The organism is Opitutus sp., from assembly GCA_024998815.1.
Classification (GTDB): domain Bacteria; phylum Verrucomicrobiota; class Verrucomicrobiia; order Opitutales; family Opitutaceae; genus Rariglobus.
This window is the reverse complement of the sequence record JACEUQ010000001.1, coordinates 760,603-775,320: the sequence shown is the minus strand read 5'-3', so window position 1 is coordinate 775,320 and position 14,718 is coordinate 760,603. Positions and strand designations below refer to the sequence as shown.

General features: G+C 62.3%; 12 protein-coding genes. 8 read left to right on the top strand and 4 right to left on the bottom strand.

Annotated features, from left to right (window positions below; all coding sequences use genetic code 11):
• Positions 1 to 115: 115 nt before the first annotated feature.
• Positions 116 to 1,390 (bottom strand): Glu/Leu/Phe/Val dehydrogenase, encoded by a 1,275-nt coding sequence (locus tag H2170_03315; GenBank protein ID MCS6299120.1) that lies wholly within the window; start codon positions 1,388 to 1,390, stop codon positions 116 to 118.
• A gap of 148 nt (positions 1,391 to 1,538) precedes the next feature.
• Here H2170_03315 and H2170_03310 point away from each other — a divergent pair, with 148 nt between their 5' ends.
• On the top strand, positions 1,539 to 2,951 hold the full coding sequence (locus tag H2170_03310) for a hypothetical protein (protein ID MCS6299119.1): 1,413 nt from the start codon (positions 1,539 to 1,541) through the stop codon (positions 2,949 to 2,951).
• Between the two features lie 63 nt (positions 2,952 to 3,014).
• On the top strand, positions 3,015 to 5,045 hold the full coding sequence (uvrB, locus tag H2170_03305) for an excinuclease ABC subunit UvrB (GenBank protein MCS6299118.1): 2,031 nt from the start codon (positions 3,015 to 3,017) through the stop codon (positions 5,043 to 5,045).
• Between the two features lie 292 nt (positions 5,046 to 5,337).
• On the opposite strand, the gene H2170_03300 is transcribed toward uvrB, so the two are convergent.
• Entirely contained in the window at positions 5,338 to 5,973 is a 636-nt protein-coding gene (locus tag H2170_03300) for an OmpW family protein (protein MCS6299117.1), read from the bottom strand.
• 151 nt (positions 5,974 to 6,124) lie between these two features.
• A complete protein-coding gene (gene hpt / locus H2170_03295; GenBank protein ID MCS6299116.1) occupies positions 6,125 to 6,700 on the bottom strand; it encodes a hypoxanthine phosphoribosyltransferase in 576 nt (191 codons plus the stop codon).
• Between the two features lie 156 nt (positions 6,701 to 6,856).
• On the opposite strand from hpt, the gene H2170_03290 reads away from it, so the two are divergent.
• The 3 genes from H2170_03290 (at position 6,857) to rpmG (ending at position 10,258) form a co-directional block, all read left to right on the top strand.
• Positions 6,857 to 7,927 carry an ABC transporter ATP-binding protein gene (locus H2170_03290; protein ID MCS6299115.1) on the top strand — a complete coding sequence of 357 codons (1,071 nt, stop codon included), beginning with the start codon at positions 6,857 to 6,859 and terminating at the stop codon, positions 7,925 to 7,927.
• Between the two features lie 404 nt (positions 7,928 to 8,331).
• On the top strand, positions 8,332 to 9,966 hold the full coding sequence (locus H2170_03285; protein ID MCS6299114.1) for an extracellular solute-binding protein: 1,635 nt from the start codon (positions 8,332 to 8,334) through the stop codon (positions 9,964 to 9,966).
• Between the two features lie 124 nt (positions 9,967 to 10,090).
• A complete protein-coding gene (gene rpmG, locus H2170_03280; GenBank protein MCS6299113.1) occupies positions 10,091 to 10,258 on the top strand; it encodes a 50S ribosomal protein L33 in 168 nt (55 codons plus the stop codon).
• 298 nt (positions 10,259 to 10,556) lie between these two features.
• Here the strand turns inward: rpmG and H2170_03275 are convergent, their stop codons facing one another.
• Entirely contained in the window at positions 10,557 to 11,048 is a 492-nt protein-coding gene (locus H2170_03275) for a cation:proton antiporter (protein ID MCS6299112.1), read from the bottom strand.
• 697 nt (positions 11,049 to 11,745) lie between these two features.
• Here H2170_03275 and H2170_03270 point away from each other — a divergent pair.
• From H2170_03270 to H2170_03260, 3 genes are read left to right on the top strand one after another with little or no spacing between them, the layout of a single operon-like run.
• Positions 11,746 to 12,105, top strand: a complete 360-nt coding sequence (locus H2170_03270; protein MCS6299111.1) for a hypothetical protein — start codon at positions 11,746 to 11,748, stop codon at positions 12,103 to 12,105.
• Complete coding sequence (locus H2170_03265; protein MCS6299110.1) at positions 12,102 to 13,568, top strand: IS21 family transposase; 1,467 nt, start codon at positions 12,102 to 12,104, stop codon at positions 13,566 to 13,568. Before H2170_03270 ends, H2170_03265 begins: the two co-directional genes overlap by 4 nt.
• Complete coding sequence (locus H2170_03260) at positions 13,565 to 14,332, top strand: ATP-binding protein (protein MCS6299109.1); 768 nt, start codon at positions 13,565 to 13,567, stop codon at positions 14,330 to 14,332. The genes H2170_03265 and H2170_03260 overlap by 4 nt, the downstream gene beginning before the upstream one ends.
• Positions 14,333 to 14,718: the final 386 nt, after the last annotated feature.

Genomic DNA, 14,718 nt, shown 5'->3' with positions numbered 1-14,718 from the left:
AGGTTTCCATCCAGACCTTGAGCTCACGCTCAAGGCCACGCTCCGATTGACTAAAATCATCGTGGCCTTGCGCGTGAGCGCAGGGTGATACGCCGTTGACGGGCGTGGTTTGAGCTCAGGGGAACAGGCCGCGGCTTTGTTTGGCATCGGCGACGCGTTGGATGCCGAGGGTGAGCGCGGCGAGGCGGCGGCTGAATTTGAATTTGCGCTTTTGGTAGTCCACCGAGCTTTTGGCCCGGTCGAGGATGACGAAGAGTTTTTGGAAAACTTCTTCGCGGTCCCAATAAAAGTTTTGGAGGTTTTGCAGCCACTCGAAATAGGAGACGATCACCCCGCCCGAGTTGCACAACACGTCAGGAATCACCTCGATGTCGGCGCGCTGCTCTAAAATCTTGTCGGCGCTGAAGGTGGTGGGCCCGTTGGCCGCCTCGGCGAGCACGCGGCAGCGCAGTTTTTGCGCGATCTCAGGGGTGATGACGCGTTCGAGAGCGGCCGGCACCAGAACCGTGCAATCGAGGGTGAGCAACTGCTCGTTGGTGATGGGTTCGCCGCCATCGAAGTCGCGCAGGACTTTCTGGCATTGCAGGAAGGTGAGCGCTTTTTTGATGTCGATACCGGCGGCGTTGTAGATGCCGGTGGTGTAGTCGGAGATGGCGATGATTTTGGCCCCGTAGTTGGCCAGCGCGAGTGCGGTCTCGCTGCCGACGTTGCCAAAACCCTGGATGGCGACGGTCGCGCCGACGAGGGGGATTTGCAGGTCCTCAAGGTAGCGTTTGATCAGGTAGGCGACGCCCACGCCGGTGGCTTCGCGGCGGCCGTGCGAGCCACCGAGGGCGATCGGTTTGCCGGTGACGACGGCGGGCTCGTTGTGGCCCACGTGGCTGGAGTAGGTGTCCATCATCCAGCCTATGATTTTTTCGTTGGTGCCGACATCGGGTGCAGGCACGTCGACATGCGGGCCGATGAACGGGGCGATCTCCTGCATGTAGCGGCGCGAAAGCCGCTCAAGTTCGAGCTCTGAGAGCTGCGCGGGATCAACGATCACGCCGCCCTTGGCGCCGCCGTAGGGCAGGCCCACCAGCGAGCATTTCCAGCTCATCCACATGGAGAGCGCGGCAACCTCGCCTAGGGTGACGTCGGGGTGAAAACGGATGCCGCCCTTGGCCGGGCCGGTCGTGAGGTTGTGTTGGACGCGGTAGCCCTCGAAGACGGTGACGCTGCCGTTGTCGCGTTTGATCGGCAGGGCGACGGCCAGGCAGCGCCGGGGATACTTGGTGCGATCGCGGATGATTTCGGGCAGATTGATGGCGTCGGCGGCGAGGTCGAACTGGCGGCAGGCCATCTTAAATACGTCGGAGTCGTAGAGGGATGAAACGATGGCTTTGGACATGGCGGGGAAGGGGGGCTGGCGAGCGGGGCGGAGGTTCTAGGGGTAATCGGCACAAACCTACGCAGGCTAAAGCGGGCGGGCGAATTTGAGTGCGCGCACGCATGGGCGTTGAAATCCGCCGCAATACCCGTTTGAACGAGTCATCGTCATGGCAAATTTGGTTAAAAATTTTTTAGGGAAACTGCTGCGTAAGTGGGTTATGGCCCTGGTGGTCGGGCTGTTAACCCTGGCCGCCTACAGCCTGTGGCTGTACGTGCAGGAGCCTGCCAGCTTCACTGTTAGACGTGAAACGCTCGTCGCCGCCAATGAACTGGAATTAACCCGTTTGCAGGGGGAATTAGCCCAGTTGACCAACGCCAAAACCGAAACCAGTGCAGCGCTCACGGCTCAACAATCGCGCCAGCAGCAGGCCGAAAAGACGGTTAAAACCCTGCACCAGCTCGATCCCGGTTTGCTTGATCGGGTCTTGGGTGATGCGGACGAGCAGAAAGCCCACGCGGAGCGAATCACCCGACTGGCTACGATCAGGATCGAAGCGGCCAAACGCGTCGTGGAGTTGCAAAAGCAGTTGGCGTTAACCGAGGCGCGGCTGGCGGTGGTGAGCGAGCGACTCCCGCTTGTGGAGCAAAATCAGCAGGCGCTAGTGGCCGAGCAGCAGGCGGTTTTTCATTACCTGCGTATGGCATGGGCGGAGGCGCGCTGGCTGGTTGCGGCGGTGGTCGGCGCTTATTTGATCGGGCGTTTTTTCGTGGATTTGGCGCTGTTTTACGGGGTGGCACCGTGGATTGCGCGCGGTAGGGCCGTTCAACTGGTGCAGGGCGACGTGGTGCTGCCGGCGGTGCAGGAGAGCGCCTTGTCGGTCGCCGATGAGCTGTGGCCGGGCGAGGTGCTGCGGGTGCGGCCGCACTTCCTGCAGTCCAGCGAAGAGGGGCTCACTCGCCGGCGGTGTCTGGTGTTAAACTGGCGCCGCGCGTTCTCGTGTCTGGCCTCTGGATTGACCGGCTTGGTGGAGCTGCGCAATGAACGCAACGCAGGCGAGCGGCGGGTGACCTTTGCTAGCAGCGCGGATCCCTTTGCCGATCTCTCGATCGTCTCGGTGCCGGAGGGCGGCTCGTTTATTTTGCGCGCGGGTTTCCTCGTTGGAGTGATCACCTCGGGCGGTAAATCCGTGGCGATCCGCCGCCACTTGCGCCTGTTTCATTGGCAGTCGTGGGTGTCGGGCCGCTTTGGTTATTGGGAGTTCTTTGGCCCGTGCCGCTTGATTGTTTCGTGCGTGAGCGCAGTGAGCGTCGAGGTGATGCGGGCGGCCGATGAGACCGGAGAACAGCCTTCGCGCTGGGTGGCGCAGGCGGGTGTGGTGGGCTTCAGCCCGCAGCTCGCGCTCAAGCCGGTGCGCTGCGTGAGCTTTTGGCGTTATTACACCGAGCGTCGCCCGCTCTATGAAGTGGAGATCAGTGGCACGGGGGTGTTTTTAGCCAGTGAGTCCGGCGGTCAGGCGCGCCAGCGGATGCGCGGTAACGAAGGGCCGGCGGTGAAGCTGCTTAAACTCTTTGGGTTGTAGGCGGGGTTGCGATTGCATCGCGGGCCCGACTCGGGCCATGGTGGATTTTTGCCGGATCGAGCCATGTCTTCGCTGTTTAAACTTCACGCCGACTACAAGCCCATGGGGGATCAACCGCAGGCGATCGCGCAGCTCATGGCGTCGATCCAGGCGGGTAACCGTTACCAGACGCTGCTCGGGGTCACCGGCTCGGGGAAAACCTTCACCATGGCCAACGTCATCGCCCAGTGCGACCGGCCGGTGTTGATCATCTCACACAACAAGACCCTCGCCGCCCAACTTTACTCGGAGTTCAAAAATTTCTTTCCCGAGAACGCCGTCGAATACTTCGTCAGTTATTACGATTACTACCAGCCCGAGGCCTACGTCGCCTCCAGCGACACCTACATCGAAAAGGACTCGTCGATTAACGAAGAAATCGAACGCATGCGTATCGCCACGGCGAGTTCGCTCGTCTCGCGCCGCGACGTGATCGTGGTCGCCTCGGTGTCGTGTATCTACGGCTTGGGTTCGCCCGAAGATTTTCAGTCGATGCGCATCGCGTTGCGCAAGGGCGAGGCGCTTGGCCGCAACGTGCTGCTACAAAAGCTCGTGGACGTGCTCTACGAGCGCAACGACTACGAGCTCAAGCGCGGCTCGTTCCGGGTGCGCGGCGACGTCGTCGACATCATGCCGGCCTACCTTGAACTCGGTTTGCGTGTGGAATTTTGGGGCGAGGAGATCGAGGCGTTGAGCGAGTTCGATCCGACCACCGGCACGGTTACGCGCGCCCTCGACCAGTTCGACCTGTACCCGGCCACCCAGTACGTCGCCAGCAAGGACAAGCTCGCCGGTGCCATTCAGGCGATTAAGACGGAGCTGGATGAGCGCGTGGCGGTGTTTGAGAAAAACGGCCAGCTGCTCGAAGCCCAGCGCATCCGCATGCGCACGAACTACGATTTGGAGATGCTGCAGGAAATGGGCTTCTGCAACGGCATCGAGAACTACTCCAGCGTCATCGCCGGCCGCAAACCCGGCGAGCGCCCGGTGTGCCTGGTGGACTTTTTCCCCAAGGACGCGCTGCTGATGATCGACGAGAGCCATGTTTCCATCCCGCAGATCGGCGGCATGTCCAATGGCGACAAGGCGCGAAAAATGAACCTGGTTAACTTCGGTTTTCGCCTGCCCTCGGCGTTGGACAACCGCCCGCAGACCTTTGCGGAATTTTTGTCGATCACCGGCCAGACGCTGTTCGTTTCGGCCACGCCAGCGCCCTACGAGTTGGAGAAATCCGCCGTGATCGCCGAGCAGGTGATCCGCCCGACCGGGCTGCTCGACCCGGAGATCGTGATTCATTCAACCAAGGGCCAGGTCGAGCACCTCATCGGCGAGATCAACCGGGCGGTGGAAAAGGGCGAGCGCGTGCTGGTGACTACGCTGACCAAACGGTTGTCGGAAGACATCACCAGTTTCATGCGCGAGGCGAAGATCCGCGTGGAATACCTGCACAGTGACATCGACGCGATCGAGCGGGTGGAGATTTTGCGCAACCTGCGCCTGGGCAACTTCGACGTCTTGGTGGGCATCAATTTATTGCGCGAAGGGCTCGACCTGCCCGAGGTGGCGCTGGTGGCGATTCTCGACGCCGACAAAGAGGGGTTTTTGCGCAGCGAAACCTCGCTCATTCAGACCGCCGGCCGCGCGGCCCGCCACGAAAACGGCCGGGTGATTTTTTACGCTGACAAGATCACCGAATCGATTCGCCGCACGCAGGAAATCACCTCGGCGCGGCGCGCCAAACAGATCGCCTACAACCTGGAGCACGGGATCACCCCGCGCAGCACCAAGCGCACCGCGCAGTCGAGTTTGCACGTCTACGACGGCAGCGGGAAGACCGAGGATGCGGCGCTCGCCGCCGAGGGTGGCGAGGAGGACGTGAAGGCGGTCATCGCCGAGTTGGAGGAGGACATGACGGCGGCGGCGGGGCGCTTGGAGTTTGAGCGAGCGGCGTTGCTGCGCGACCAGATCGAGGCGTTGAAATCGGGCGATTATCGCAAGGCGGCGCAGACGGCGAGCAAGGGCCGGGCGTACCCGAAAGCGAAACGGCGGCGGTAGGTGTGGGAGGTGCGCTGTGGCGGGGGGGGGGGGGCGCAACGAGCGCGTGGGTCGTAAGTACAACTGAAGTTTTACCCACAAAAAAGCCCCGCGTCCGGGGCGGACTGCGGGGCGATGGTGAAGACCTTGAGCTCACGCTCAAGGCCACGGGGAGTGTGGCGGTCGGGTGGGGCCGTGTGTTGGGACGTGGCCTTGGGATGGACGTGGCATTGGGATGGACGTGGCCTTGAGCGTGGATGTGGCCTTGAGCGTGAGCTCAAGGTGCAGCGTTCATATGAAGCGCGTTGGCGTATTAGAAGCTGTAGCGGGCACCCAGCGAGAACAGCCACGGATCGAGCTGGAGCTCGGTCAGGGTGGCGCTGCTGGTCATCACATCGGTGCGGATCATGACGCGTTTGACGTCGGCGTTGAGCGTCCAGCGTTCGTTGACCTTGTAGTCGGCGCCGATCTGGCCGGCCGGGCCGAAGCTGTAATCTTCGAGTTTGATGGCGGTGCCGGAGGTCGAGAGGCTGTCGTCGAAGATCAGGGTGAAGTTAACACCGGCGGCGACGTAGAAGCTGAGTTTGTCGGCGGGGTTAAAGGTGTACTTGGCGAGCAGGGTGGGGGGCAAATGGCGGAAGGTGCCGATCTTGTTGCCGCTGAGTTTGACGGTGTGCTCTTGCGGGACCGTCAGGACGAGTTCGGCCGACCAGTGCGCATTGAAGGCGTAGGTGATGTCGAATTCGGGCAGAACGATGTCTTCCACGTCGATGTCCAGGTCGGACTTATCGACGGTTTTCATGTAGGTGGCGGCCAAACGGACCGACCAGGGACTGGTGGCGGGGCAGCAGGAGACCGGAGCGACGGCCGGGGCGCTTTGGCTGAATCCAGTCAGTGAAGCGCCGACGGACAGAAGTGCGGCGATGGTGGCGAAGCGGAGGTTTTGCATGTGGTCAGGGTTACGATGAGCGCATCGAATTGATGCGGTAAGCCTACCTTAACCTGCCTGCGCCGATTCCGACTGCGCAGGGCTTGCCCTAGACTGCGCAGGTTTTGCCGACCGCGCGCGGTGCCGCCGACATTGGCCGTGAAGCCCTGCCTCAAGCCCACTCGGGCGGGTTTTGCAGGTTGGGACGGAGCACGCCGATGCACGGCAGGTTGCGGTAGCGCTCGGCGAAATCCAGGCCGTAGCCGACCACGAATTTGTCGGGGATTTGGAATCCCACGAAGTCGGCCTCAAACGCGACCTCGCGGCGGCCGCGTTTGTTCAACAAAGCGCAGGTGTGGAGGCTGGCCGGGTTGAGCTTTTTTAACATGTTGGCCACGGCCGAGAAGGTCTTGCCGGTGTCCAGAATATCGTCGATGAGCAGCACGTGGCGGTTGCTGATGTCGAGGGTGAGGCTTTGCAGGAGCTTGGGCTGGCCGACGGATTTGGTGTCGTTGCGGTAGCTGGAGATGCGGATGCAGTCCAGGCGGACGGGATTGGGGATTTCGCGCAGCAGATCGGCCGTGAAGAAAATGGCGCCGTTGATGATGGAGACCACCGTGATCTCCTCGTCGCCGTAGGCAGCGGCGATCTCCGCGCCCAAGGTTTTGACCCGCTTTTTGATGTCCGTAGCGGATACCAAAACGGTTTCCAGATCAGCGTGCAGCGGTGATTTTTTGGCCTTGGTCATGGGGAAAGAGTCGGCGAACTTGCCCTTCGCTTCGGTCGAGCGCAACAGCTTCTTGGTCGTCTCTCGTAACTGTAACAATTCAGCCGGGGGCCTATTCTTTTGACTTAAGCCACCGCCGAAAGCTTTCTGGGCGGCCGCCCTCCTCGGTTTTCCCGAATGATTTCGATTCGCATCCAAAACCTCACCAAGCGCTTCGGCTCCACCGTGGCCCTGCGCAACCTCGATCTGGTGATCGAACCGGGGGAGCTGTTTTTCCTGCTCGGCCCGAGCGGGTGCGGCAAAACCACGTTGTTGCGCAGCTTGGCCGGGTTTTATTTTCCCGAGGAGGGCTCCATTCAGTTCGGCGCGGAGGACGTGACTCGTCTGGCCCCCCACAAGCGCAACACCGGCATGATGTTTCAGAGCTACGCGCTCTGGCCGCACATGACCCTGGCCGAGAACGTCGCCTTCGGGCTGGAGGAGCGCAAGGTGCCCAAACCCGAGATCAAGCGCCGGGTCGCCGAGGCTCTGGCGTCGGTGCGCATGGAGGCCTACGCCGAGCGCAAACCCAACCAGCTTTCCGGTGGGCAACAACAACGCGTGGCCCTTGCCCGCGCCTTGGTCGTGCGCCCACGCTGCCTGCTGCTTGATGAGCCGCTGTCCAATCTCGACGCCAAACTGCGCTTGGAGATGCGTGCGGAAATCCGCCGCGTGTGTAAGGAGTTTAAACTGACCACCGTGTACGTGACCCACGACCAGAAGGAGGCGCTCTCCATCGCCGATCGCATGGCCATCCTCGACGGCGGCAAAATCCTCCAGGTGGGGGCTCCGCGTGAAGTTTACCGCCGCCCGGTCTGTAAAGCGGTGGCGCATTTTATTGGTGAGACCGATTTTATTGCCGGGCGGGTGCTGGGGCCGGAAGGCGCTTACCTCGCGGTGGAAACCGCACTGGGCCGTTTCCTGGGTGTGGTCGGCGCGCCTGGGTTTAATCCGCCCGCAGGCACGGCGGTGACGCTGTCGATCCGCCCCGAGTGTTGGTCGCTGGGCCGCGAGGCACGCCCGGTCAATTCGGTGCGGGGCCGTATTGGCGCTGCGGTGTACCTCGGCGAGGTGGCGCAGTACGAATTTATCGCCGCCGGCGCATTGTTGAAGGTCTACGAGTTGAACCCCCGCTTTGTCGACGCGGCCGGCGCCTCGGAGCTGTGGGCGAGTGTCGAGCCGGACGACGTGGTGGTGTTGGCCGAGTGAGTCCAATTTGCGTTCACGATGAGTATAACGAAATCAGTTCGAGGGCGGGGCGGATATCTCTGGAGGAAACACCTTGAGCTCACGCTCAAGGCCATGGGGAAGGGCCCTCCCCGCCCTGTTGCCCTGAAACGTGTTAACACTCCGAGTGTGGCTCTGAGCGTGAGCTCAGGGATGCTGGAGTCTGCAGCCTGAACGCGCAGAAGTCTTTCACGATGAGTATAACGAAATCAGTTCGAGGACGGGGCGGATATCTCTGGAGGAAACACCTTGAGCTCACGCTCAAGGCCACGGGGAAGGGCCCTCCCCGCCCTGTTGCCCTGAAACGCGTTAACACTCCGAGTGCGGCTCTGAGCGTGAGCTCAGGGATGCTGGAGTCTGCAGCCTGAACGCGCAGAAGTGTGAGCATGTTCAAGCAGGCGATCATCGTTTTAACCCTGCTGGCCACCCTGGTGCTGCCGTTTGCGCTGCGCCCCAGCGGCCAGACTACCGGCCACGTCGAGGAAACTCTCGTCATCATCACGCCGCATAACGAGGCGATCCGCCAAGAATTCGGCCTGGCCTTTGCCCGCTGGTATCAGGCGCGCACCGGTCGTGCGGTCGCGATCGATTGGCGCTTGATTGGCGGCACCAGTGAGATCGCCCGCTATTTGGAAGGTGAATACACTGCGGCGTTTCAAAACCACTGGGTCAACACGCTGGGCCGCCCGTGGAGCAACGCGGTGCTTAACGCCTTCGCCAACGGCGCGCTGGCGAACGATGCGCCCGCCCTCGCAAAAGAAGCGCGGGCGGCGTTTCTCGCGTCCAACGTCGGCTGCGGCATCGACTTGTTTTTTGGCGGAGGAAGTTACGATTTTATCCGCCAGGCGCAGGCGGGGCGCTTGGTGGCCAGCGAGGTTTTTAAAAAACACCCCGAGTGGTTCACCGAGGCGGTCATTCCGCCGTCCTTTGCCGGTGAGGCGTTTTGGGACCGCGAGGGGCGCTGGGTGGGCACGGTGCTGAGCTCCTTTGGTATCATCGCCAACCGCGACGCGCTGCGCCGTCTGGGCGTAACCGCGCCGCCGCGCGTTTGGGCCGACTTGGGGGATCCACGGTTTTTTGGCGAAGTGGCGCTGGCCGATCCAACCAAGAGCGGTTCGATGGCCAAGGCGTTTGAAAATGTCATTCAGCAGCAGATGCAGCGGGTGGTCGCGAAGCGCTTGGCGGCGCTGGGCGCGGTGGACGAAGCGACGCGGCGCTCGGCCGAGCAAGAGGCGGTGGCGGCCGGGTGGAACGAGGGCTTGAAATTGATTCAGCAGATCGGCGCCAACGCGCGTTACTTTACCGACTCCGCGCAGAAGGTGCCGATCGACGTGGCGGCGGGGGATTGTGCGGTGGGCATGGGCATCGATTTTTTTGGGCGCCAGCAACAGGAGGCGGTGTGGCGGCGCGGGGCTGATGACCGTGTGAGTTATGTGTCGCCGGAGGGCGGGGCGGTGGCCTCGGTCGATCCGGTGGGTCTGCTGCGCGGGGCTCCGCACCGCGTGGTAGCGGAGGCGTTCATCGAGTTTTCGCTTTCGCTGGAGGGGCAGAAACTCTGGAACCTGAAGCCGGGCGAGGCGGACGGGCCGGCGTATTTCGCGCTCCGACGCCTGCCGGTGCGGCGCGATTTTTATACTCAGCCCGGAATCGCGGCGCTGCGCAGCGACCCAGACGAGAATCCCTATGGGCCCCAGGACCGGCTGATTTACCACGCGGAACGCACCGGACGGCTGTTTCGGGAAATGGCTTTTGTTATCCGCGTGATGTGTTTGGACACCCAGCCGGAGCTAAAACAGGCGTGGCAGGCGCTGATCGCCGCGGGGATGCCGGTGGAGGCGCTGGCGGTTTTTCAGGAGCTGACGGCGGTGGATTACGCGGCGACGCAGGGGCGGATCCGCGGCGCGTTGAGAGCATCGAACAAGGTGGACGAACTACTTTTGGCTAAGGAGTTGGCCCAAAAATTCCGCAACCAGTACCAGCGCACGGTGGAATTGGCGGAGGCGGCGCGCGGCGGGCGATGACGTTTTGCGGAGGTCGCACGGCCGGATTCTGCGGTTATTTTCAGGCGAAGGCGAATAAGGGTGATTTTGAGGTTGCACGGACTGGGCACGGGCCTTTGCTCTGACCCTTTAACTTTTAAACATCATGGCCCAAGAAACCGTCACCCTGGAATGCACCGAAGCCCGTAAAGAGGGTAAACCCGTCTCCCGTTACCTGACCAAGCGTAACAAGAAGACCGTCACCGAGCGCATCGAGAAGAAGAAGTACAACCCCTTCCTCAAGCGCCACACCCTCCACAAGGAAATCAAGTAACGCGTCGCCGCGTCCCGCTTTTTAAAAAGCCGCTCCCGCAACGGGGCGGTTTTTTTGTGAGTGGTGGCCGTGAAGATCGGAGGGCTGCTGGAAGAAGCGGCAGCGGTAACGGAACGAGTAGGAGTAGGAGTAGGAGAACGAGAAAGATGCGGAACGGCGGGACAGTGGTTTGCGAAATTCGGCTCGTTCTCGTTCTCTTACTCGTTCGTCAGGGGTCTGGGGATCGGAATCGGAGGGAGAAAGATTAAGATAAAGAGGAACGAGAATGAGTGGGGGCGGGGCGGAGGTTGGACCCAGCTTAGGCGGCCGCCTTTTGGTAGAACCGGTTAAACATCGGGGTGGCCATGAGCGTGGTGGCCACCGCCATGAAGACCATGATCGAAAAAAGCGCCGGGGTGATCAGGCCGCGTTCCAACCCGATGTTGAGGATGATTAACTCCATGAGTCCGCGAGCGTTCATGAGTGAACCCACGCCGAGGGCCTCCTGGTGGTTTTCGCCGCACAGGCGCGCGGCCAGGTAACAGGCCCCGGCTTTACCGAGCACGGCGGCAATAAGGATGACAGCCGCGATTAGCCATTGGCTGGGATCGGTCAAAAGGTCGAAGCGGGTGTTGAGTCCCGAATAAATGAAGAACAACGGCAGCAGAAGTTGCACGGTGAGCGGCTCGATTTTAGCGCTCATCCGGTCGGCGAAGGGCCCGCGCGGAACGGCGGCCCCCAGCACAAAGGCGCCGAACACCGCGTAGATGCCGATGCTGTCGGTGTACCAGGCCGCCAGGAGCAGCAGCATGAGTGTGAGCGGCGAGCGGGAAAGCGTCTATTTCTGGCGGTTAGGAATGCACTTCTTCTTCGGTGGATCTTCTTCCCCTTAAAAAGAGTAATACTCTTCTTCCGTGGGTGGGTTTTCTTCCCTGTCCGGCTGGGGATATGAGGGGTGCGAATGGGTGGAGATTGAACCGGCGGGACGCTTGGCGGATGCACAGCGATGCATCCAACCGGTTCACGCAAGTGTTTGCACTGTGCCGATTTCTTTCTGCCCGACGCGCATAACCGCGAGCGTCAGCGCTACTGCGGGAAGCCGGGATGCCGACGGGCGAGCCGGGCGGCCAGTCAGGCCAAATGGTTGGCGAAGCCGGAGAACCTCGACCACTGGAAAGGCCCAGAAAATGTCCAACGGGTGCAGGAGTGGCGGAAGGCCAATCCGGGGTACTCAAGGCGGAGGGGGCCGCGACGGCGGGTGGCGTTACAAGACATCCCAACTACGCAATCCGTTGTGCACCAGCCTAAAGCCGAGCCGGTCGCCGAGGTGGCGTTACCGAATCCCTGCGCGGCGTTACAAGACAGCTGGGAGTCGCAAAACCCTGTGCTCGTGGGGCTTATCGCGCAGTTCGCCGGAGTGACGTTACAAGAGGACCTCGAACCCATGCTGCGACACCTGCAATCCCGGGGGCGGGTGATCCTGGGCATCGACGTCCAGCCGCCCGATTATGCAAAAACAACCGATCGATCGCGAACAACTCCGGCGCACGCCGGCCCAGTTTAGCTGGCTGGACCACCGGCTGGTGCGGGGCAATTACCTGGGGCGGGCCAGTGCCCCCGCCTGGGGACTTTATCTGGTCCTGGTAACCGTGGGTGACGCCGACGGGCTGAGTTACTACGCCACGCGCACCCTGGCCCGGCTGCTCACGCTCAGCGAGGACGGCCTGGTCGAGGCGCGTCGGCAGTTAATCGAGGCCGGGGTGATCGCCTACGCCGCGCCACTTTACCAGGTGCTTTCCTTGGACCGGGGCAGGCCATCGCACACGCTGGCGGTAACGCCGTCGCCGAGCCGGGAGGTGGGGGCGTGATCAATTACGAACTGTATTGCCGGATAAAACAGGCGGAGGCTGCCGGTCACAGTGCGCCGCAAATCACCCGCTCGCTCCAGTTGCACGTGCAGACGGTGAGGCGCTGGCAGGCGCAGGAAAAGTACGCGCGCAGCCAGGCCGCGCAGGTGCCTAGGCCAAGCAAGCTCGACGTGCACAAGCCGGCGATCGCGCGGTGGCTGGAGGCCCATCCGTTCACCGCCATGCAGCTCTGGCAAAAGGTGCGCGAGCGGGGGTACACGGGCGGGTATTCAATTTTGAAAGACTACGTGCGGCGGGTGCGGCCGAGGAACCTGGAGGCGTTTCTTACCCTCAAGTTTGCCCCCGGCCAGACCGCGCAGGTGGACTGGGGCAGCTTTGGCTCGGTGGAGGTGGACGGCACCCGGCGGGCTTTAAGTTTTTTCGTCATGGTTTTGGGCTACAGCCGGTTCCTGCATGTGGAATTTACCCTCGGGCAGGGCCAGGAGTGGTGGCTGGGCTGTCACCGGCGCGCCTTTGAAAAACTCGGCGGGGTGCCGCGCGAGGTGATGGTCGATAACTGCAAGACGGCCGTCCTCTCGCATGTGCCCGGGACCGACCCGGTGTACAACGCCCAGTACCTGGACTTTGCCCGGCACTACGGGTTTACGATAAAAGCGTGCGGGCCGGGGCATCCGCAGTCCAAGGGCATGGTGGAAAACGCGGTGGGTTACGTGAAAAAAAGCTTCCTTGGCGGGAGGCAGATGAATGGGTTTACCGAGCTGGGGCCGGCCGCCAGCTTGTGGCTGGAAACGGTGGCCAACGTGCGCGTGCACGCTGAAACCCAGGGCCGGCCGGTGGACCGGCTGCCCGAGGAGCGCGCTGCGCTCCTGCCGCTTAACCCGGTGGCCAGTCCGGCGGTGCGCACCTTAAGCGTGCGGGCGTCGCGGCGGTGCCGGGTGAGTATCGAAACGAACCGCTACTCGGTGCCCACGAAGTTTGCCGGGGCGCTACTCACCGCGCAGATCGAGGGGGCGCAGGTGAGGTTTTATGCGGACCGCACCCTGGTGGCCGAGCATGCCCGCAGTTTTGCCCGCCGCGCCGATGTGGAAAACCCCGAGCATGTGCGCGAACTCGAGGAGCGCAAACGGCAGGGGGCGCGGCAGCGCCTGCGGCTACGGTTTTTGGAACTGAGCCCGGCGGCACCCGCCTACCAACGGGGGCTGGAGGAGCGCCGGCTCAACGCGGGACACCACCTGGCGACTATCGTGGGTTTGGTGGCCCTGTATGGAACGGAGGCAGTCGGCCGGGCGATCGAAAGCGCCCATGAACTCGGCGCCTACTCCAGCGATTACATCCTCAACTTGCTCGAACAACGCGCGCGGGCCTTGCCGCAAGCCGGGCCGATCCACCTCACCCGCGCCGACGCGTTGGCCGCACTGGAACTCGAACTGCGTCCCCCGGATTTAAGCCCCTATACCCAATGAAAACAGAACCCGAAAAACCCGATTTATTAAAAGACCAGCTCAAGTATCTGAAACTCGGTTACCTGTTGCGTCACCACGGCGAACTGACGGCCGAGGCGGCCAAGGCGCGCTGTTCGCACGCCGAATTTTTACGCCGACTGGTGCAGGCCGAGACCCAGGACCGCCAGATCCGGGCGCTGGAGCGGCGTATCCAGGCGGCGCGCTTCCCGGTCAAGAAAACCGTCGACCAGTTCCAGTGGGACTGGCCCAAGGAGTTGAACGAAGCGCAGGTGCGGCACCTCTTCGAACTGGGCTTTGTCAAGGAGCGCACCAACGCGGTGTTTTGCGGTGGTGTGGGGCTTGGGAAGACACATCTCGCGAGCGCGTTGGGCTACGCGGCCTGCCAGGCGGGTTACACGGTGCTGTTTACGACGGCGGTGGACGCGATCAACGCCCTGGTCACCGCCCAGTCCCTGCACCGGTTGCAAGCCGAGTTGAAGCGTTACATGACCCCTGCGGTGCTCGTGCTCGATGAGGTCGGCTACCTGCCGCTCGACAAGTCGGGGGCCGACCTGCTCTTCCAGATCGTCAGCCAACGCTACGAACGCGGCTCGCTGATCGTCACCACCAACAAGGCCTACAAACACTGGGCAGGGATCTTTAACAACGACGCTGGCATCACCGCGGCGATCCTGGACCGCCTACTGCACCGGGCCCAGACCGTCGTCATCGAGGGCAAATCCTACCGCATGAAAGACCGCCTGGCCGACGAACCTGCAAGCTGACCGGGCCTGATGATCGGCCCCTGGCGGGGCCGGTCATCGGCTTTTACGACAGGTGATTTTGTAACCGCCAGAAATAGACGGTGTTCGCGCCGCCGCTCACAGCATGAGCACAACGCCAAACATGGCTTGGTCGGCGTCGGGCCCGCGTTCGGCGTAGGCGGCGATACGCTGCAGCAACCGTCGGCCCACGGTGAATACGACGGTGACGAAAAAAACTCATGCGCAAATTGCGCGCTTCGCGAGCGGTAAAAGCGGGTGCCGAAGCGGTCGTGGCGGGTGTTGGGCCCACGACGGCGGAACGGGGGCGGGGCTAAACACCTTGAGCTCACGCTCAAGGCCACGGGGAATGTGTTCGCGAAGCGTGTGGCCTTGAGCGTGAGCTCAAG